Consider the following 18,554-nt stretch of genomic DNA (forward strand, 5'->3'; position numbering starts at 1 on the left):
TCACAAGACGGGAATTTACGACATTCACCATCAAAACCCCGGAGTCTTGGGCCCGCAGGTCAGGTCACGCCTGCTGCGCCCCCGGCGCCCCGGACGGTAGGCTTTCCGTGTGATCTTCAAGCGCATCGGCAACGGACGGCCGTACCCGGATCACGGCCGGACCAGCACCCGCCAGTGGGCGGACGTCGCACCTCGTCCGGTGCGGCTGGACCAGCTGGTGACCACCAAGGGCCAGCTCGACCTGGAAACACTCCTGGCCGAGGATTCGACGTTCTACGGGGACCTCTTCGCCCACGTGGTGAAGTGGCGTGGCGACCTGTACCTGGAGGACGGCCTGCACCGGGCCGTCCGGGCCGCCCTGCAGCAGCGTCAGGTCCTGCACGCCCGCGTGCTGGAGATGGACTGAACCACCCCCGCCGTTCCTAAACCTGCCGGAACCAGGGTCACCCGCCAGAGGCGGCCCGTTCCGGCTCCGGTACATCCTTTCGAGTGCCGCCGTACTCCAGATGATGATCAATTAGTACATATGCGACCGGTCGGGCACTAGTCTGCTGCCAACGGCCGCGCACCAGTCGGCGACCCCGCCGCACCCCAACCGGACGGCCGCCCCGTCACCGAACCCCGCCCCGGCACGAGGGGGAGACAGACCGTGAGCATGTTGACTCCCCAAGGTTTGAAGGGGAAGCAGTACCGGATCACCGGTAACTCGTACCCGCGCCTGGGCCGCCCGCCCCGCAAGAGCCGGCGCGTCCTCGCGCTGATCGGCTCCCTGCTCGCCCTGGCCCTGATCGCCCTGGGCGGCGTGCAGCTGGTGGACATCTTCACCGGCATGGGCCGGCAGGCCACCGCCCAGGCCTGCGCCTCGCCCGCCGCCTCCGGCAAGCCGCTGGCCGCGCCCGAACCGGGCAGTTCCCCGGCGGCCGGCAGCGGCGCACCCGCGGCACCCGGCGGCGCGGCGGCCCCGGCCCCCGGCGCCACCAGCACCGCGGTCCCGCAGCCGCAGGCCGTCACGGTGAACGTGTACAACGCCACCGACAAGAGCGGACTGGCCGCCCGCACGGCGGACGAGCTGAAGAAGCGCGGCTTCACCGTCGGCGCGGTGGGCAACGCGCCCTCCGCCCTCGACAAGAAGGTGCCCGGCCCCGCCCAGGTGATCAGCGGACCGGGCGGGCTCGGCGCGGCCGTCCTGGTCGGCTCGCAGGTCGCCGGTGCCACCACCACCGCCGACACCCGGGCCGACGCCACCGTCGACCTGGTGATCGGCGACACCTGGTCCGCGATGCTCGACCCGACGGCCGCGGCCGCCGCGCTGGCCGCCGCGACCAAGCCCTCCCCGTCCGCCAGCGGTCCCGGCAGCTGCTGAGCCGCGATCCCCTCACAACGCCAGGTGGGCGCCTCCCGGCCGGGAGGCGCCCACCTGGCGTTGGTCGTGGTCCGGGCGGTCAGCCCGCCGTTCCGTAGAGGCGGTCGCCCGCGTCGCCGAGGCCCGGGACGATGTAGCCGTGCTCGTTGAGCCGCTCGTCCAGCGCGGCCGTCACCACGGTGACCGGGGTGCCGGCCAGCTCCTTCTCCATCACCGCGACGCCCTCGGGCGCGGCCAGCAGCACCACGGCGGTCACGTCGGTGGCCCCGCGCTCCAGCAGCATCCGGATCGCGGCGACCAGGGTGCCGCCGGTGGCCAGCATCGGGTCGAGCACGTACACCTGGCGGCCGGAGAGGTCGTCCGGCATCCGGGTCGCGTAGGTGGAGGCCTCCAGGGTCTCCTCGTTGCGCACCATGCCCAGGAAGCCGACCTCGGCGGTCGGCAGCAGCCGGGTCATGCCGTCCAGCATGCCGAGCCCGGCCCGCAGGATCGGCACCACCAGCGGACGGGGGTAGCTCAGCCGGGTACCGGTGGTGACGGCGACCGGGGTGGTGATCTCCACCTGCTCGGTCCGGACGTCCCGGGTGGCCTCGTACGCGAGCAGGGTCACCAGCTCGTCGGTCAGCCTGCGGAAGGTCGGCGAGTCGGTGCGCTCGTCGCGCAGGGTGGAGAGCTTGTGGGCCACCAACGGGTGGTCGACGACATGGAGACGCATGTGCCAACCGTAACGGTCGGCAGCACATGGGTACGACTCGCCGCGAAACGGGCGCGGCAGGCGGGCCCCGTGCGACGGATGCGGCGGGTGCGACACGCCACCGACCGGATGACCTGACCGAACCGAGACCTTTCCCGTGGTATCAACCGGACATTTCTGGGAACGTCGGAGCGTATGAAGAGCAACCCGCGCGTCGGGCCCGGCTCGACAGACGAGTCCCAGCCCGCGCCCGAGACCCCCGCGGACCGCCGTAGACGGCGGGCCGTGTTCCTCCGCGAGCTCACGGAGGCACGCGAACTACGGGCGCGCGTGCAGCCGCGCCGCACCAAGGAGCGCCGGCTGCGCGAGGCGATGCGGATGCGGACCTTCCGGATCTGACGGCACACCGGCCGATCCGCCCGCCCCTGACCGGCCATTCCGACACGACCTGCAAAGACGCGCTGCCGAACACCCCCCGCAGCGGCGGGCTTTCTGTCACGATGCGGTGGGACGGTCCGAACAGCGGACCGCCTCTGGCGCGGGGGCGGCCAGACCGCGTTCGCCCGAGATCGCCGACAGCCGAGACCAATCTTGGGAGTGTCCCTGGTGGCGTACTTCGCTGCAGTGCTTGCTCGCACCGGTGCCGGGTGGGATGTGAGCGAGACCGAACTCGACAACGTAGAAGCCCTGACCGACCTGGTCGACCTCGCCCGGGAGGCCGCCGAGGACGACGACACCGTGCTGGTCTTCATCGAGCAGGAGGACGCCTGGTTCGCCGTCCTGCGGGTGGACGGCGAGGAGGATCCCCGGATCTTCGTCTCCGACGGCGCCGCGGCGGCCCGCAGCTCCTACGGCGCGATCCTGACCGACGAGCTGGTCGAGCAGACCGGTGACGACTTCGACGACCTCGACGACCTGGTGGCCGACCTCGACGACGAGGACGAGGCCTCGGCCGAGGCCGAGCAGGACGGCGACGACGAGAGCGCCGGCGCCGTCGGCCCGGGCGGCGTGCCGGTCGGCCCGCTCGGCGACGCGGAGCTGCTGGCCGAGTACGGCCTCGGCCCGGCCGAGCTGACCGACCTGGCCGGCGAGGGCGCGGTGCCCGGCGAGGCGCTGGCCGAGATCGCCGAGGCGATCGGCTGCGGCGAGGTCCTGGAGGCCGTCCGCTAACGGGCGGCCCGGTGACCCGCCGCCCGGAGCCGGTGCCCGACACTGGCTCCATGCAGCCCGCACCGCTCCCCCGGCTCACCCCGCTCCCGGCCCCGATCCGCCCCGACCCGGTACGCGACCGCTGGACGGACCAGATGCGCCTCGCCATCGCCGAGGCCGCGCTGGCCCCGGCCACCGGCGACGTACCGGTCGGGGCGCTCGTGCTGGGCCCGGACGGCACTGTCCTCGGGCGCGGCCACAACGAGCGCGAGGCCGTCGGGGACCCCACCGCCCACGCCGAGGTGGTCGCGATCCGGCAGGCCGCGGCGGCCGTGGGCGAGTGGCGGCTCAGCGGCTGCACCCTGGTCGTCACGCTGGAGCCGTGCACGATGTGCGCGGGCGCGATCGTGCTCTCCCGGATCGACCGGGTGGTCTACGGCGCCCTCGACGAGAAGGCCGGCGCGGCCGGCTCGCTCTTCGACGTGATGCGCGACCGCCGGCTCAACCACCGGCCCGAGGTGATCTGGGGCGTGCTGGCCGAGGAGTGCGGCGACCAGCTCCGCGCGTTCTTCGACACCCAGCGCTGACGGCGCCGCCGCGCGGTCCCGCCCGCGGGCGCCCGGAACGGATTTCGTTCCCGCCGGGGGCGTCCGGTAGAGTCTCCCTCGGTAGCGTGTCCGAGCGGCCAAAGGAGCACGCCTCGAAAGCGTGTGTGGGGGCAACTTCACCGTGGGTTCGAATCCCACCGCTACCGCCAGTGAGCAGCAACGACTCGGGCGACCTCTTAGATCTAAGAGGTCGCCCGAGTCGTTTCCGTCTCAGTTTCCGTCTCATTCGCCCCTAGCGGTGCCCTTCTCAGGGGCGTCCGGCGTACTCCCTTCAGCAGCATCGGGCACTTGCCAGAGCAGCCCGCCCACGCGCTTGGCGATGTCCTTCCGGATCGGGTCGATCATGTGCTGGTATCGGGCGGCCATGGCGGTGGACGACCAGCCCATGACGCCCATGACGGCGCGCTCGCTCACCCCGAGGATCAGCAGGACTGTGGCCGCCGTGTGGCGGGCGTCGTGCAGTCGGGCATCCCGCAGCCCGGCCGCCTTGAGCAGGCGCTTCCACTCGTCCCAGTCGGTGCGCGGGATCAGGGGACGTCCGTCCTCGGAGGCGAACACCCACCCTCCGTCGTGCCACTGATGTCCGGCGGCAGCGCGCTCACGGGCCTGCTCGACCTGGTGGAGCTTGAGCAGATTCGCCAGCTCATCGGGAAGTCCGATCGTCCGCTTACCGGCCTTGGACTTGGTGTCGTCAGTGTCGGCGTTGGTCTGCTGCCGCTCCGGGCAGCGGCCGGCGTGCTTCCGGCCGCACGGCTCGGTGCAGCCGTGCGCGTACTTCGGGCGCTGCCTGGCCTTGCGGACCCGGAGCATCCCGGTGGCGAGGTCGACGTCAGCCCAGCGCAGCCCCAGTGCCTCGCCCTGCCGGAGTCCGAGGGCCAGCGCGATGGCCCACCGAGCGCTGTTTCGGCGCCGGGAAGCTGCGGCGAGCAGGCTCTGTACCTCGGCCACCGTGTACGGCTCCACGTCCTTTTCGGTGACCCTCGGGGCAACCGCCAGCATGGCCACGTTCCGGGTCAGGTGCCCCCGCCGGAGCGCGTGGTTCAGCGCGGTCCGCATGCTGCGGTGGGCCTGGTGGACGGTTGCTGCGGCGCTGCCACGCCCCTGCATCGTCTTGTAGAACAGCTCAAGGTGCTCCGGCTCCAACTTCTCAAGCCGGTGGGCGCCCAGGCCAGGGATGAGATGGACGTTCACGGCCACCCGATAGCTAGCAAGAGTGTTCGGCTTTACGGATGGCCCGGCGATGTTCTCCACCCAGTGGGTGAGCCATGTCTTGACCGTCCAGCGCTGGCCGGCCTTGCGGACCTTCCCGCTGTCGCGCTGTTTCTCAAGTTCACGGACGGCGTTGATGACGTCGGCCTCGGTCTTGCGCTCAACGTGGCGTCGATCCGGCTGGCCGTCGGGCTTGACCCCGACGGTGACCCGGCCGTGCCACTTGCCGTCGGCGCTCTGGTAGATGCTGGACGCCCCGTTGGGCCTGCGGGTGCGCTTCTTCTCGTTGTCCACGGGGTGGCTCCTCAGGTCAGGCTGCGGTGCGGTGGTTCTGGGACTCGCGGAGGCGGGCGACGTACTCACCGACTGCCGCAGGGGGAACACGGCGGAGTCGGCCGACCGTGACGGACTCCAGCTCGCCGGAGGCGATCAGGGCATAGGCCGTGGTCCGGCCGATGCGCAGGCGGCGGGCAGCCTCCGCCACGTCGAGAAGTTCGAGGGTCGGGTCATGGCCGGGCGCGGCCGATCCATCGGCGACCGGGGTCGTCATGGTGGGTCCTCCTGCGATGGTGTGGGGTGCTGGGAGGGCCCGGGCGCTGACAGAACTGACACAACCCCCCTTCCAGGTGCTCTGACCTGCGGTTTTGTCCATGATCAAGCGCGTGACAAAACCGGTAAAAACTCTGACAGAACCTCGGGGGAGGGGGTTGTGTCAGCGAGACAGAACCCGGGGCGGGGAGGTTCTGTCAGAGTTTTAATTGGTTTTGTCACAGCGATGATCATGGGCGTTTCTGCAGGTCAGAGCCTGTTTCAGGGGGGTTGTGTCAGTTCTGTCGGCGCTCCGGGGGTTTCCGCCGGGTCAGGCCTCGCCGTGGGCGATGGCGGGGTGGGCCTGGTAGCGCGGGGACGGGGGCCGGCCGCCCTTGCCGGAGCGCGGCGGCGGGGCCTGCTGCCGCAGCCACCCGTGTTCTTCGAGCAGGGCCAGGGCGGGGTCGAGGTCGGCCATGGTGCGGAAGTCGGAGCGGGGCACCGACCGGAACGCGTCGCGCTTGGTGAAGCTGCCGCCGGGCGGGTTGGCCTTCAGGTGCTCCAGCAGGACCCAGGCCGCGTCCCGGGCCGGGTCGGCGCCCATCGCGTCGAAGACATGCAGCGCGTGGACGGTGAAGTAGTCCCCCAGGCGGGTGGCGGCGGCCATGGTGGCCGCCTCGACCGGGCGCCGCCACCCTTCGGCGGGGTGGGTGGCGAGGTGCAGCAGGGTGGCGAGGCGGGCCACCGCCCCGTCGCGCTTGCTGGCCCACTTGATGATCGGGGCGAGGCTCCCGCCCTTGGCGAGGCGGGCCTCGGTGACCTTCTGGTAGGCCAGCATCACGGCATCGGCCTCCGGGGTGAGGGTGACCACCGCCGGATCGGACCAGTCGGCCAGGTCCCTGGTCAGCGCGGCCAGCCGCTCGCCGTAGGCGTCGACCACCTGGTCGGGGATCGGCTCCGGCTCGACCGTGCGGGAACCGACCAGGGACACCGGGACGGAGTAGAGGTAGCGGGCGAGCAGGCCGCGCCCGTCGGCGCCCTTGACCTTGGCGATGGCGTCCAGCACCTCGGGCTGGATGGCCAGGCCCATCGTCACGGCCGGCCGCTCGACGTACTGGGACGGGCGGCCCTGCCTGTTCACCCGGGCCATGTCCCCGGCATGGCCCTTCAGGAAGATGGTCATGTTGGAGCTGCCCGAGTACAGACCGGCGATGATGTCGAAGATCCCGCCCTCGGGGCTCATGATGGCGATCCGCCCGCCCTGCTCGGCCAGCAGCGTCGCCAACGACTCCTGGGTCGCGTCGTCGGCGATGAGCTGCGTCTCCGCCGGGACCGTGACGGCCTCGGCCTCCTGGGCCAGGGCCACCGCCTCCTGGGCTGCCGTGGCCCGGTCGCCCGCCTCGGCGGCACCTGCCTTGGCGGTGGCCCGCTCGGCGGCGGCCTTGAGCAGCTTGAGCGTGGTCTCGGCCTCGGTCCGCTTCAGTGCGCTGGCGGCCTTCAACTCCTTCTCGACCGTCAGCAACGGCGCGATCATCAGGTCGAACACGGCGGACTTCCGGTTGCCCGGGGGCAGCGCCACGGCGGTGTAGATGTTCACCGGCTCGTGCCACCGGCCCCGGATCCGGACCCTGACCCGGCCGCCCGCTGCGGCCGCGAGAGCGGCCAGCGCCAGGCACCCGGCCAGGTCCGCCGGGGTCTGGGTCTCCTCCGCCACGGCGGCCACCATCTCCCCCACCCAGGCGGGCAGGGCGTCGACGGGGAACGCGGGCAGGGTGCGGGACTCGCCGACCGGCACCGGGGTGTCCCACGCCTCCGGGCCCGGGGCGGGTTCGGCGTCCTGCTCCCACCCTTCACGGAACAGCGGGCTCACGTTGTCGTACGGGTCGTCAGGGGCGTTGCCGGCGTTGGTCACGAAGAATCCTCCGGAGGGTGTGTGGCGGGGCGGCGAGAGGGCCCGTGCGGGGCCGGGCCATGGCGGAGAGGGCGCGGGAGGGCGGGGCGGGGAAAGCGCTTTTCCCGCCCCCGCACGGTGAGGTCCGGCTGTCAGGCCGCCGGGCGCAGGGTGCCTGCGGCCTTGGCGAAGCCCCGGCGGATGGTGCGCTCGCACTCGGGGTGCGGCAGGCCGGTGGACAGGCCCGCGCTCAGCAGCGCGTCGAACGCCACGTCCTGGTCGGCGGTGCCGGCCGCGACGTGGACACCCAGGGCGGCGGAGCTGGCGAACAACTGCCGCCCGCGCCCCGGCTGCTTCGTGGCGGCGACCTTGGCGGCCTCCCGCTCGATGACGGCTCTGGCGTAGGCACCCTGCTTGCGGATGCCCTGCCGGAGCCTCACCGGGTCGGGCAGAACGGCCGGGGTGGGTTCGGGGGTGAGCAGGGCCAGCAGCCCGGCCGGGGCCGGGGCGATGGTGTCCGGGTCGGTGCCCGGGGCGAACAGGTACCGGCCGCGCTCCCCCAGTGATCCGGGGCCGACCAGGTACCCGGCCACGCCCCGAACGTCGATCCCCGGCGCCACGGCCTTGACCGAGTTGACGATCCGGGAACCGGGCGGGGCGGTCAGCCAGTGGTGCAGCCCGCCGGACGGAGTGGCCACCGTGGCCGTGGGCGGCATGGTGAACCGGTGCTGCTCGGCCAGGGCGGTCAGGTCGGCGATGCCGTCCTGACCGTCCTTCACGTCCAGGTCGAGGCCGATCAGGTGGTGCGGGGCCCGGCCGCACGCGATGCCGTAGGCGGTCGCCCACGACGCCCGCCCGAACAGCGCGTCGACCACCCGGTGGTCGGTGGTGGCGTCAAGGACCCCGTGCCCGAACCGGCCGCACTCACCCCGGCACACGGTGCCCTTGGGGTGCGGGCTCGGGATCGCCGGACGCTTCGTACGGGCGAGGGGGAACACGGCCAGACCGCGTTCGGCGGCGTGGTGGGCGGCGGACAGGGCACGCTGCCAGTCCATCGGCGACTCCTTCACGGTGGGCAGGAACGCCGTGTCCGCCCCGGCCTGGACCGGGGCGGACACGGCGGCGGTGGTTGCGGGCTGCTCGGCGCAGACCTTGTGCGAGGGCCTGCGCCGTTCGTCCCGCAGCGGGGTGGGCCGGCCGCAGTGGCGGCAGGGCAGGGTGCGGGCGCGGTCGAAGTGGGACGCGTCGCGCCAGTCCAGGGCGGCCACGGCCCGGGCCCTAAGCGGCGGCCGGGACGGGCAGGGGCCAGCGGGTGGGGGCGAGCGCTGCGGTGAGCAGGTGCAGGCCGAGCAGGGGTGGGACGGCGTTGCCGATCTGCTGGCCGATGTCCCGGCCGCGCCACGGGTGGTCGAGGGGGAAGGAGTGGAGGGCGCCGGCCTCGGCCCAGGTGAACCGGGACTCCGTGCCGTCTGGGGCCAGGACGCGGCAGCGGGAGATCTTCCCGGTGACGGTGGCGGACGGTTCGTCGCAGGTGCGGCGGCCGCGGGCGGCCGGGTCACCGCCGGTGCCGTAGTTCGACACCACCGTGAACCGACCCCGGCCCGGCAGAACCGCACCCATGGGCACCCACGGCAGCAGGCCCGGGTCACCGGCCCGCCGGGGGACACCGGCCCGGTACGGGCGGTGGGTCGGTGCCGGGAGCGCCACCGGGCCGTCCAGTGAGGCGAGCAGGACGCCGCGTCGGCGGGTCTGGGGCACGCCGTGCTGCTCGGCCCGCACCACCCCGGTCGCGGTGCGGTACCCCTCTGCTTCCAGCAGCGTGGCGAACGCCTCCCATACCGGCAGCACGGCGGGGACCTGTTCCAGCAGGATCGTGCGGAACGGCCGCCCGAGGTCGATGGCTTCGAGTGCCCACCGCAGCGGTTCCAGGACCAGGCCGGTCCGCTCGTCCGCCAGATCGGCGAGCTGGGCGGACACCGGGCGGCGGCGTGCCATGAGGTGGGCCAGGTGGAGCACGGTGTCCAGGTCCCGGCGGCCGGAGCCGGTGCCGGTCGCGGAGAACGTCTGGCACGGCGGCCCGCCCAACAGCACCCGGGCCTCGGGGAAGTCGGCGGGGCCGTAGCGGCACACGTCCCCCTCGATCGTGGCGAGGCCGGCGGCCCGCCGGGTCAGGCACGCATCCGGGCTCCGCTCGATCCCCACCACCCGCAGGCCGAGCGCGCGGGCGGGCAGGTCGAGGCCACCGACGCCACCGAACAGATCCACGGTGTCGGCGACCGCAGCCGCCCCGGGCTCAGGCCGCACGACGGGACGGGAAGTCGATGACGACCGCGAGCCGGACCGCCGGGGCGGCCTGCGGGACGGGGGCCGGTTCCCGGGCCGGCGGCGGGGTCGATCCGTCGGCCTGCTCGGCGAGCGCGGCGCGTTCGGCGGCGGACGCGGCCAGCACGGCCCGCACCCCGGCGGACTGGGCGCGCTGCCCGCGCATGCCGAGCGCGAACGCGGTGGCGCCCGCCGTACCGGGGCCGAACAGCACGGCGGCGGCGATCAGGTCGGTAGTGCTCACGAGGTACCCCCTGCAGTCGCGTTGAGAACGGTGAGGATGTCGGTGCCGAGCTGGGCGAGAAGGGCGTTGATGGCCTGCCAGGACTCGGCGTCGATGTGCATCAGGGCCGCCAGGGCGGCCGGTCCGTCGTGGGCGGCGGTGGCGGTCATCGCCTCGCGCAGGTGGACGGCGGCCAGTGGCCGGATCGTGCGGGCGGCGCTCACTTGGCGCTGCCGATGGCGGTGACGGCGGCGGAGATCAGCTCGTTGACGGGCCCGGCGAGGCCGGTGGAGGCGAGGGTGAAGCCGAACAGGAACACGGCGAGGGCGGCACCGGCACCGACGCGCTTGGCGTGGATGAGGGCGGCGGTGATGATCGCGAACAGGAACGCGGTGGAGATGGAGACGAGCACGGCGGTTCTCCTTCGGGGCGTCAGGCCCGCTGGCGGGGACGGGTTAGCGGGTGCCGTTGCGGTAGGTGCGGTGCCAGGCGTTGAGCAGGCGCCGGCCGGTGCGGATCCGCAGTCCGGTGGTCTTGCAGCGGCGGCAGGGCTTGCCGCGCTTGGGGCGGCCGTTGCGGTCGGTGGTGAGCTGGTGGCCGATGCCGTGGCAGGTTCGGCAGGTGGCGAACGGCTGGGCCGCACACACCGTGATGTAACCGAGCGTGATGGCCATGAGGCAGGCGAAAGCGAGCAGCGCGGGGGTCATGAGGGGCCTTCCGGGGCTGTTTTCGGGGTTTTCGCAGGTGGGGCGCTTACCGCTTGCGTGCTGGTGGGCGCCCGGTTGGGGTGCTAGCGGGAGTGCTTGCGCAAGCGCGGTTGGGGTGCTTGCGCAAGCACCTGTGCCGGCTAGCCGGCGGACCGCTTCCGGTCACGCTCCGCGATGGCGGTGGTGAGGTCGTCGCGGTCGAATCCGCGTCGGTTGACGACCTTGCCGTCGATGCGGCGGGAGATCTGGCCGGGTTCGATGCCGAGCGGCTTGAGGGCGGAGGTGAGCTGTTCGGGGGCCCATCCGCCGTAGGTGTCGGGGCGCAGGGTGGCGAGGGCGGTGGTGAGGGTTTCGGACCAGACGCGCGGTTCCTTGGCCGGCCAGATGGCGGTGAGGTCGTCCAGCAGCGTGGAGTGCGGCTCGGCGCTCTCGGCGCTTTGGCCGGTGGCGTGGCCGGTGAGGGTGCCGGCCGCTGTGCGCATGGCGTGCGCGCGGCGGGCGATCTTCTCGGTGGCGTCGGCGTCGAGGTAGGCGGTGCGCACGACGGTGGCGGTGGAGGTGGCGCCGACCAGGTAGCCGAGTCCGGCGTCGGTCTCGGGGCGGAAGGTGGTGGCGCGGACGCCGTTCTTGTACGCGGAGGTGCCGAGGATCATGTCGTTCTCGATCTGACCGGCGACGCGCAGGCAGAACCGGATGGAGACGTTGCCGGAGATCCCGGTGGGCAGGGAGTCCTTGTCGGGGCGCTGGGTGGCGAGCAGCAGGATGACGCCGAACGCGCGGCCGATCTTGATGATGAACTCGGCGTCCTCACCGGCCTGCTTGCCGACGGCGGGGTCGGCGAACAGGTTCTGGCATTCGTCGATGATGCAGGCCAGGGGGTGCAGGCCGATGCCCATGTCGGCGATCTGCCGGGTGACGCGCTTGTCGGGGCACAGGTCGCGCGGGAGCTTCTTGAGCGCGCCGGTGCGACGCATCACCTCCTTGCGCAGCAGCTTCAGGGACTCGGCCGCGTACTCGATGGACTCGGCGTCGATGCCGGAGACGAACCGGTGGGAGACGGCCTCGAACGGGTCGAGGTCACCGGATCCCTTCAGTTCGTGGGTCCACATCTCGGCGGACGGGTCGAGCGCCACGCCGCTGGCCAGGACGCGGACGGCGCTGGTCTTGCCCTGGCCGGGCTGGGACCCGAACAGGACGTTGTGCTGGACGAGCGGGACGTTGATCCAGCGGCCGCGCGGATCGCGGCCGAACGGGATCGCCTTGAACAGGTCGTGGCGGCCGTCCTTGGCGAGCGGCCACACCACGTTGCCGGTCTTGGACAGATCCTTGTCCCCGACCCACAGGACAAGGCGTCCCTCGTGCTCGTCGGCGTTGCCCTCCGGCCACACGGTGCCCAGCGGGCGCCGCAGGCCGGACGCGAGGCGCTTGCGGCGCTCCATGATGTCCCCGGCCGTCACACCGTGCGGCAGGTCGACATCCGCGCGCCACCCGGGCCCGTCCCGGGTGATCGGGGCGGGGAACGCGATGGCGCCCTTGCCCATCCCCGCGATGCCGAGCGACAGCAGCGCGCGTTCCACGATGTCGCTGGTCAGACGCGGGGTCTTGTTCTTCACCACCGACCGGGAGATCAGCGGCTCATCGGCCGGCGCCCCCAGCTTGCCGAACGCGGCGACGGCGGCGGCCAGCAGCGCCAGATGCGTCCAGCCCGGCGACATCACCCACAGCACCGCCAGCGCCGTGATCCCGATGACCCCGGCGACGGCCGCGATCAGCCCCCGCAGCCGGACCTTCGCGTCCCGCTGCCGGGTGAGCTTCAGGTACAGCTCCGCGTCCTCCCGGCGCACCGCGACCCCGCGCATCGGGGCGCCCTGCGCGTCCGACACCCACCGGCCCGCGCGTCCGATCGTGCGGGCGGCTCCGACCGGCGCGCGCATCGCCAGCTTGGCCCCGTACCAGGGCAGCCGGATGGCGTGGAACGCGGTCACGTACGCGGCCTGACCTGCGGCCCACCGGGCGGCGGCCTTGAACTGGGCGGCGTTGGAAGCCCACTTGGGCAGCAGCGGCTCACGCCGCCGCTCCACCGGCACCTTCGCCGCGCTCAGCGCGGGGTCGTCCACGTAGACGGACGGCCCGTCCTCGTCCTGGTCGTCGTCGGCGGGCACCAGCTCCACCCGATCCCCACCGCCGGTGCGGGACGGGTCGGCGGGCTCGGGCTGGCGCGGAAGGTAACCGGGGCGCAGCGCCCGGACGTTGGCCAGACCCGAGCCGCTGTTGCTGTCGGTGGCCATGTCCGCTTCGAGCATCGCGAACAGGTCGTTGTCGTCGGGCCGGTCGGGGGTGGGCGGGTTGGGCTGGTTCACTGGAGGTCCTTCCTCACAGAAATGTGCGGGATGGGGACCCGGGGCGGCCGGTCAGCTTGCCGGCAGGAGCGGCCGTCCCGGGGTGGTGCCAGTGGCGCTGGTCGTCAGGTGGTTACTGCTGGTCGAGGTGGTCGAGGGCGCGGGCGATCAGGGGCCGGTGGGCGGCGTACAGGGTGCGTCCGGCGGTGGCGATGGCGGTTTCCAGGGCAGCCATCGAGGCGGCCGGGTACCAGGTGGCGTCCAGTGCGTCATCGGCAGCGGTCGCGGTGACGGTGGCGGGCAGTAATGGTGACGTCGGGTATTGGAACTGTCCGAATGCCCGCCGTGCAGAGCTGCTCGGGGGTGGACTCACAGGTAGTCGAAGAAGCGGTCCCACCAGGTTGGTGGGTGCTCGATCGGGTTGTAGGCAGCGAGGTTGCTGCCGCCGTCGTACTGCGTCCAGAGCAGGTGCTCGGAGACAGCGATATAGCCGAGCGCTTCGAGTTCGTCGTCGATGCGGTGCCGGTCGGCAGTCTCGAAGAGGAGGTTCTCTTCGTCCTCGTCGTAGCTGCCGGGGTTCCCCAGTGTCACGGCGACGATGTTGCCGAAGTTGCTGACGCGGATGGCGATGTGGTCGCCGCTGGCCGTTGCGGCGGTGGGGATGACGATCGTCCCGTGGTGGCTGGCGTCCTGGACGCCTCGATCGACGGAGCAGGTGCAGTCGAACCGCTGATCCAACCTGGCTGCGAGCAGGTTGAATCGGGCTCGGGTCGTCGCGTAGTCGTAGTGCTGAGGGAACTCCATGTGGTCGGGATCGTCGAGGGCCCTCAGCAGAGCCCAGATGTGCTGGTCATCGAGAGGCATGGTCATCGTCTCCGTGTGGCTGGGGCCGGTTGATGCGCTGGCTGACCTGGGCGGCGTAGTTGGTCCAGTCGCCTGCGGAGAGGCGCTGCCAGGCGACGGCGACGTCGGTGTGGATGCCCAGGGTGCGGGCGAGGATCGCGGCGGGGATTTGGGTGGCGAGTTGGAACAGTGCGGTGCTGCGGGCCTGGTTGGGGCGGATCCCGAGGTTGTTGAGCCGCTGGGTGAGCTGCGTGGTGCTGATCGGGCGTCCGGGCTGGCCGCCGGGGAAGAGCCAGGGCGACGGTGCCAGTGCCCCGATGGTCGCGTGGCCCTTGCGGTTGGCTGCGACGGCGCGGGCGAGTGCGGCTACTGGGTCGGGTAGCCGGATGGGGGCCTGGCCGAGGTGGACGCGCACTCCTTGATCGTCGGCTTCGACGTCTGCGGTGGTCAGACGGCTGATCGCTGCGGGTCTTTGGGCGTAGAGGAGGAGAAGCAGGCCGGCCAGCCGGTCCTCGGATTTGACGGTGTGGTCGTGCAGGAGTCGGCGGGCGGTTTCCCATCGGTGCTGGTCGTCCAGGGGGTGGGTCGGGCCGCTCCAGCGGTGGGCGGGGGCGTGGATGGTGGTCAGCTTGTTGGTGCGGGCCCAGCGGATGAAGTGGCCAGCGGTCCAGCGGTAGGTGGCCGAGTCGTCGGTGAGCCAGCGGTCGAGGTCGCCCTGTCCGCAGGTGGCCAGGGTGAGGTTATGGGTGGCGAGCCAGCCCAGGAAGGCGACGGCAGCGTGGGTGTGCTGGCGGATGGAGTTGAACTGCTGCGGCGTGGCGGGTCGGCCGTTGTTCCTGCTACGTAGGCGTCTGACGAGGTGCCAGGTCGTATAGCGGTGGAGGAGGCTGCGCTGGTCAAGGTCTTGCTGGGATGCGAGGAGACTGGCGAGGAAGCGTTCGATGCGAGCCATGTGCTCGTCGCGTTCGGGCAGGGCGCCGACGCTGACAAGTACTTGACGCAGATGCGCGAGTGGCTGACTGTCGGGCAGTTCGTCGAGGGCCTGGTGGGTGAGTGGCCGGTGGCCGGCGGCGAGATCGGCGAGCACCGGGGCGATGGACGGCTTGTTCAACCAGCGGTTGGCGGTGACGGGGTATTCGGCGGTGGCGATGTTGTGCCGGAGGGCCTGGAGCCCGGGGTGGAGCGTCTCCGTTGGAGGCCCCAGCAGCTCGTTGAGGCGCTGGTTGATCAGGCAGCGGGCGCATTGGCCCGGGTGCGGATAGTCGGGATCGGTGCAGGTGGGGCAGGTGTGCCAGACCTCGGGGGCGGTGCAGTCGACGCAGAGGGGTTCGGCGAGGGTCCCGGAGACGACGGCCGCGATGCGGCCGCAGGCCGAGCAGGAGGCGGTGCGGCGTTGACAGGTAGGACACCACGGGCGACCGGTGGTGCGGGAAGTGCCGCAGGGCCTGTTCTCGCTGCATATGGAACAGGTCGCGGTGCGGAGAGCGGGGCAGCTCGGGCAGATCGGACCGTCTGGCGTGCGGGTATCCACCAGGCGTCGGCGGCCGCAGCTGATGCAGGGTTCGAGGTTCGCGGGGTCGGTGATCAGGCAGTTGGGACAGAGCGGCCGGCCCTGGTCGTCGCGGGTGGCGGGTTCACGGCGGGCTCCGCAGCGCGAGCAGTCCTCAAGGCGGCTGTGGGCGATGCAGGTGCGGCAAACCCGCTGGCCGTCGAGTGGTTTGTCGATGCGGACGACTCTGTGGCAGCCGGGGCAGGTGGGTGGGACTACTCCGGCGATGCCCGCGGTGTGCAGGAGATCGATCAGTCGCAAAATGGCGCGAAGGGATGAGAGGTGCCCGTCCCCGGTGAGCAGGCCGGGGTCAGTTTCCAGGGCCCAGGCGAGTTTCTGCTGGTAGGAGGGGCGTGCTGCGGACCCGCGGACCGCATCGGCTATCACCTCGCGATCGGCGGCCGGGTCGAGTGCGGTGACCACCGTGTGGATGACGCTGATCGGATCCCGGTCGTCGACGTCCGGACACATCTTGCATCGCGGCCGCCCAGCGCGGTCCCGCGTCGTGACCCGACGGGTGTTTCCGCAGGCAGTGCAGGGTGCGGGCTGCGGTCGGCAGCTCCAGCAGTACCAGTCTTGCCCGCGGCGCTGGAGGGTTCGCATCGGCTTGCCGCAGTCGGCGCAACACGGGGGCGAGAGGTGCGAGGCGCCTGCCTCGCGGAGCGCAATGAGCAGGTCACCTATGGCCCTGGGCGCCGGTGACCGGCCGTCGGTCAGCACACCGGGACGCTCGGCCAGGTGTGAGGCAAGGCGGCGGGCCTTCGCCCGGCCACCCGCGAGACTGGTGACCACTGGGCGGATCTGCTCGATTCCCAGCTGAGGTTCGATGGCCGCGACCAGGTCCACGATCGTTCCGATCGGGTCGGAGATGGCCCGGCCTGGGTGTCCCGGTGTGGTCACGATCGCTCGGCACCACGGATGCGGGCCCGCTTGGGTCGAAGATCACCGACACCGGCCTCGGCGCCAACTGCCTTCTTCGTCCGACTGGTTGCTCCAGCTCCGACCGCGGCCACGGGTTCGATGAGGTCGTCCATGCTGCAGTCGAGGATGTCGAGCAGGGCCATGAGGATTCTCAGGCTGAGCCGTTCGGGGCGTTCGACGACGAGCCGGTAGACCTGACTGGAGGACAGGGTGATGCCGCGTTTGTCCAGTAGCGGGATGAGGTCGGTGGTGGAGAACAGCCCCCGGTCGGCCATGACCTTGCGCAGGTGCCAGTGGTAGTCGAGCTTGGCGGCCATCAGCGGTCCTTGTCTGCGGAGGTGATCGGGGCGAGCACGGGCGCGAGCGCCTTGTGGAGCATGGTGTTCATGAAGTCGTCGCTGACGTGGGTGTAGATGGCGGTGGAGCTGTCGTTCTCGTGACCGACCTGCTGCTGGATGAAGCGGCGGTCGACGCCGTCCTCGGTGAGGTGGGTGACGTAGGCGTGACGGGCGGAGTGGACGACCAGCTCCTTCGGGAGCTTCAGCGCGTCTCGATAGGCGACGAACCGGGCGTTGATCTCCGCCGGCTTGATCCGGCCGCCCCGCTCGGTCACCCACAGCGCGGGGTGGTCCTCGCAGCCGAACCGCGGCCGGACGTTCTCGACGTAGTCGGCGACGGCCTCCACCGCCCAGTCCATCACCGACAGCACGTTCCGACGCCTGGGCGGCTGGCCCTTCTTCGCTTTGCCGTAGCGGACGTTGAGCGTGCCGTACCGGCCGAACTGCGGAGCCGAGGCGTTGCGGCCGAAGTCCACCAGATCAAGCTTGGCCGCCTCGGTTCGGCGCAGGCCCCACCCGTAGATGACCTTGAAGAGGGTGGCGTCCCGGTAGGCGGCGAGGGCTCCCTTGCGCTTCGCACGCACCGCTCGGTCGACCTGGTCGTCGGCGTAGTCGAGGAAGAGTTGGATCTCTTCCCGGGTGAACGGCCTCGCCTCCGGCGTGCCCTCGTAGTCGTTGAGGTGGGCGATGGTGTTCCACTCGTGGCAGATCGCCACCGGATGGGTGCCGAAGGCGTCCTCGCAGGCCACCGACCAGCCGTAGCGGCCGTCGATCAGGAACTCGCTGAACAGCCGAAGACTGCCCTGGTAGCTGCGGATCGTGGACGGCGCCAGGTGCTTCTCGCTGGTCAGCCACAGTGACCACTCATCCACATGCCCCGGCATCCAGGCCCACGGGTACTCGTTGGTGTGCTCCAGAAACCGACGCACGAGCCGTTCGCGGGCAGTGACAGTATCCTCGCGCAGCCCGCGGGCGGCCTGCTGGGCCCGCCACCCCCGCAGCATCGCCTCGACCATCGCGTCCTGCGGACGCAGCTGGACCACCCCGGAGACCAGCTCCAGATGAGCCGCCCCAGCCAGGTCGGCACGTCGCTGTTGACCCACTCCCGCCCTCCCTTCCAGAGGGCAAATCCTGCATCAGATGGGATCTGATCGCCAAACTCCCTGATCAGGCCACCGAGTTGTAGGAGGATGGAGCCCCGTCGGACGCCTCTCTGGCCTCGCGACCTGCGGGTTCTCGCCCATCTGATGCAATTCGCGAGGGTTCAGGTACAGGGCGCTGGTCGAGGCGACCCAGGCGTGGTCGGACTGGCGCCAGTCGTCCACCAGCGCGGTGCCGAGGATGACCGGCTGGTGGTCGCTGAGGTCGACGCCGGTTTCCTCGCGCAGCTCGCGCACCAGCGCCTGCGGGGCGGTCTCGCCCGGGTCGACCATCCCGCCCGGGATCGCTTCCACCCCGATGTCGTCCCGGGTGATCAGCAGGATCCGCCGGGCCTGGCCGGTGCCCGCGATCACGATCGGGTCAGCGGCCGCGTTCTCACCCCACTTGCCGAGATTGCGGCCGGTGTATCCGGTGCGGCCGGCCGGGTGCAGCGGCCATCCCCGCCCGTCGAGGTCGAACGGAACGAGCGCGGCGGCCTGGCGCTGCTGCCAGTCGTGCACGTCGGTCGGGGTGGGCGCCGCCTCGGCCCAGGCGGGCACGTGGTGGGCCAGTGCCGCCGGTCGCAGCTCGGGCGGCGTGACGTCCGTGGGCGCGTACTGCGACCACGGCGCCGACCAGGTGCGGCGTCCGGCGGGGATGCTCTCGGTGATCTCGTTCATGGTTGATCTCTCCTGGTCCGGTCGTGGTTCAGGCTGTGGTGCACGGGAGT

Annotated in this window: 21 protein-coding genes and 1 tRNA gene; 6 read left to right on the forward strand and 16 right to left on the reverse strand. The window is 71.7% G+C overall.

Annotated elements, in window-relative coordinates:
- The first annotated feature begins 109 nt into the window (after positions 1–109).
- Both AC2TEW_RS00645 and AC2TEW_RS00650 read left to right on the forward strand, forming a co-directional pair.
- A complete protein-coding gene (locus AC2TEW_RS00645) occupies positions 110–406 on the forward strand; it encodes a type II toxin-antitoxin system VapB family antitoxin (protein ID WP_014136828.1) in 297 nt (98 codons plus the stop codon).
- 267 nt (positions 407–673) lie between these two features.
- On the forward strand, positions 674–1,363 hold the full coding sequence (locus AC2TEW_RS00650; RefSeq protein WP_484621280.1) for a LytR C-terminal domain-containing protein: 690 nt from the start codon (positions 674–676) through the stop codon (positions 1,361–1,363).
- 79 nt (positions 1,364–1,442) lie between these two features.
- On the opposite strand, the gene upp is transcribed toward AC2TEW_RS00650, so the two are convergent.
- Entirely contained in the window at positions 1,443–2,078 is a 636-nt protein-coding gene (gene upp / locus AC2TEW_RS00655; RefSeq protein WP_359893865.1) for a uracil phosphoribosyltransferase, read from the reverse strand.
- Positions 2,079–2,252: 174 nt separating this feature from the next.
- On the opposite strand from upp, the gene AC2TEW_RS00660 reads away from it, so the two are divergent.
- The 4 genes from AC2TEW_RS00660 (at position 2,253) to AC2TEW_RS00675 (ending at position 3,963) form a co-directional block, all read left to right on the forward strand.
- Entirely contained in the window at positions 2,253–2,456 is a 204-nt protein-coding gene (locus AC2TEW_RS00660) for a hypothetical protein (RefSeq protein ID WP_033818243.1), read from the forward strand.
- Positions 2,457–2,711: 255 nt separating this feature from the next.
- On the forward strand, positions 2,712–3,227 hold the full coding sequence (locus AC2TEW_RS00665; protein WP_484621281.1) for a tRNA adenosine deaminase-associated protein: 516 nt from the start codon (positions 2,712–2,714) through the stop codon (positions 3,225–3,227).
- Positions 3,228–3,277: 50 nt separating this feature from the next.
- Positions 3,278–3,793 carry a tRNA adenosine(34) deaminase TadA gene (gene tadA, locus AC2TEW_RS00670; protein ID WP_484621282.1) on the forward strand — a complete coding sequence of 172 codons (516 nt, stop codon included), beginning with the start codon at positions 3,278–3,280 and terminating at the stop codon, positions 3,791–3,793.
- A gap of 80 nt (positions 3,794–3,873) precedes the next feature.
- Positions 3,874–3,963 (forward strand) — tRNA-Ser (locus AC2TEW_RS00675).
- 73 nt (positions 3,964–4,036) lie between these two features.
- Here the strand turns inward: AC2TEW_RS00675 and AC2TEW_RS00680 are convergent.
- The 15 genes from AC2TEW_RS00680 to AC2TEW_RS00750 all read right to left on the reverse strand — a co-directional run bounded on the left by AC2TEW_RS00680 (position 4,037) and on the right by AC2TEW_RS00750 (position 18,504).
- Positions 4,037–5,317, reverse strand: a complete 1,281-nt coding sequence (locus AC2TEW_RS00680) for a tyrosine-type recombinase/integrase (RefSeq protein ID WP_484621283.1) — start codon at positions 5,315–5,317, stop codon at positions 4,037–4,039.
- Between the two features lie 16 nt (positions 5,318–5,333).
- Positions 5,334–5,573, reverse strand: coding sequence for a helix-turn-helix domain-containing protein (locus AC2TEW_RS00685; RefSeq protein WP_359893870.1), 240 nt, complete (start codon positions 5,571–5,573; stop codon positions 5,334–5,336).
- Positions 5,574–5,882: 309 nt separating this feature from the next.
- Positions 5,883–7,421 carry a YfjI family protein gene (locus AC2TEW_RS00690; RefSeq protein WP_484621622.1) on the reverse strand — a complete coding sequence of 513 codons (1,539 nt, stop codon included), beginning with the start codon at positions 7,419–7,421 and terminating at the stop codon, positions 5,883–5,885.
- A gap of 173 nt (positions 7,422–7,594) precedes the next feature.
- Positions 7,595–8,710 (reverse strand): bifunctional DNA primase/polymerase, encoded by a 1,116-nt coding sequence (locus tag AC2TEW_RS00695; RefSeq protein ID WP_484621284.1) that lies wholly within the window; start codon positions 8,708–8,710, stop codon positions 7,595–7,597.
- A 10-nt stretch (positions 8,711–8,720) separates the two neighbouring features.
- Positions 8,721–9,746, reverse strand: a complete 1,026-nt coding sequence (locus AC2TEW_RS00700) for a DNA cytosine methyltransferase (protein WP_484621285.1) — start codon at positions 9,744–9,746, stop codon at positions 8,721–8,723.
- The gene (locus AC2TEW_RS00705) at positions 9,736–10,008 is read right to left on the reverse strand and encodes a hypothetical protein (protein WP_484621286.1); all 273 of its coding nucleotides are present in this window, start codon (positions 10,006–10,008) and stop codon (positions 9,736–9,738) included. The genes AC2TEW_RS00700 and AC2TEW_RS00705 overlap by 11 nt, the downstream gene beginning before the upstream one ends.
- Positions 10,005–10,211: a hypothetical protein gene (locus AC2TEW_RS00710; RefSeq protein WP_484621287.1), complete on the reverse strand. Its 207-nt coding sequence runs from the start codon at positions 10,209–10,211 to the stop codon at positions 10,005–10,007. Before AC2TEW_RS00710 ends, AC2TEW_RS00705 begins: the two co-directional genes overlap by 4 nt.
- The gene (locus tag AC2TEW_RS00715) at positions 10,208–10,399 is read right to left on the reverse strand and encodes a hypothetical protein (protein ID WP_484621288.1); all 192 of its coding nucleotides are present in this window, start codon (positions 10,397–10,399) and stop codon (positions 10,208–10,210) included. The genes AC2TEW_RS00710 and AC2TEW_RS00715 overlap by 4 nt, the downstream gene beginning before the upstream one ends.
- A gap of 43 nt (positions 10,400–10,442) precedes the next feature.
- Positions 10,443–10,694 (reverse strand): hypothetical protein, encoded by a 252-nt coding sequence (locus AC2TEW_RS00720; protein WP_484621289.1) that lies wholly within the window; start codon positions 10,692–10,694, stop codon positions 10,443–10,445.
- A gap of 140 nt (positions 10,695–10,834) precedes the next feature.
- Positions 10,835–13,054 (reverse strand): P-loop NTPase family protein, encoded by a 2,220-nt coding sequence (locus AC2TEW_RS00725; protein ID WP_484621290.1) that lies wholly within the window; start codon positions 13,052–13,054, stop codon positions 10,835–10,837.
- Positions 13,055–13,402: 348 nt separating this feature from the next.
- A complete protein-coding gene (locus AC2TEW_RS00730; protein WP_484621291.1) occupies positions 13,403–13,897 on the reverse strand; it encodes a hypothetical protein in 495 nt (164 codons plus the stop codon).
- Positions 13,884–15,896: a site-specific integrase gene (locus tag AC2TEW_RS00735; RefSeq protein WP_484621292.1), complete on the reverse strand. Its 2,013-nt coding sequence runs from the start codon at positions 15,894–15,896 to the stop codon at positions 13,884–13,886. Before AC2TEW_RS00735 ends, AC2TEW_RS00730 begins: the two co-directional genes overlap by 14 nt.
- Before the next feature lie 425 nt (positions 15,897–16,321).
- On the reverse strand, positions 16,322–16,663 hold the full coding sequence (locus AC2TEW_RS00740) for a helix-turn-helix domain-containing protein (RefSeq protein ID WP_484621293.1): 342 nt from the start codon (positions 16,661–16,663) through the stop codon (positions 16,322–16,324).
- On the reverse strand, positions 16,663–17,787 hold the full coding sequence (locus AC2TEW_RS00745; protein WP_484621294.1) for a tyrosine-type recombinase/integrase: 1,125 nt from the start codon (positions 17,785–17,787) through the stop codon (positions 16,663–16,665). The genes AC2TEW_RS00740 and AC2TEW_RS00745 overlap by 1 nt, the downstream gene beginning before the upstream one ends.
- Positions 17,788–17,820: 33 nt before the next feature.
- Positions 17,821–18,504 carry an NUDIX domain-containing protein gene (locus AC2TEW_RS00750; protein WP_484621295.1) on the reverse strand — a complete coding sequence of 228 codons (684 nt, stop codon included), beginning with the start codon at positions 18,502–18,504 and terminating at the stop codon, positions 17,821–17,823.
- Positions 18,505–18,554: the final 50 nt, after the last annotated feature.

It is taken from the genome of Kitasatospora sp. NEAU-CNBT7 (assembly GCF_057220535.1).

What these genes read in the sequence shown, in the direction of transcription:
- AC2TEW_RS00660 (WP_033818243.1), top strand. Translation starts at nt 2,253, where the DNA reads ATGAAGAGCAACCCGCGCGTCGGGCCCGGCTCGACAGACGAGTCCCAG.
- AC2TEW_RS00750 (WP_484621295.1), bottom strand. Translation starts at nt 18,504, where the DNA reads ATGAACGAGATCACCGAGAGCATCCCCGCCGGACGCCGCACCTGGTCG.
- AC2TEW_RS00740 (WP_484621293.1), bottom strand. Translation starts at nt 16,663, where the DNA reads ATGGCCGCCAAGCTCGACTACCACTGGCACCTGCGCAAGGTCATGGCC.
- AC2TEW_RS00720 (WP_484621289.1), bottom strand. Translation starts at nt 10,694, where the DNA reads ATGACCCCCGCGCTGCTCGCTTTCGCCTGCCTCATGGCCATCACGCTC.
- AC2TEW_RS00730 (WP_484621291.1), bottom strand. Translation starts at nt 13,897, where the DNA reads ATGCCTCTCGATGACCAGCACATCTGGGCTCTGCTGAGGGCCCTCGAC.
- tadA (WP_484621282.1), top strand. Translation starts at nt 3,278, where the DNA reads ATGCAGCCCGCACCGCTCCCCCGGCTCACCCCGCTCCCGGCCCCGATC.
- AC2TEW_RS00735 (WP_484621292.1), bottom strand. Translation starts at nt 15,896, where the DNA reads ATGTGTCCGGACGTCGACGACCGGGATCCGATCAGCGTCATCCACACG.
- AC2TEW_RS00685 (WP_359893870.1), bottom strand. Translation starts at nt 5,573, where the DNA reads ATGACGACCCCGGTCGCCGATGGATCGGCCGCGCCCGGCCATGACCCG.
- upp (WP_359893865.1), bottom strand. Translation starts at nt 2,078, where the DNA reads ATGCGTCTCCATGTCGTCGACCACCCGTTGGTGGCCCACAAGCTCTCC.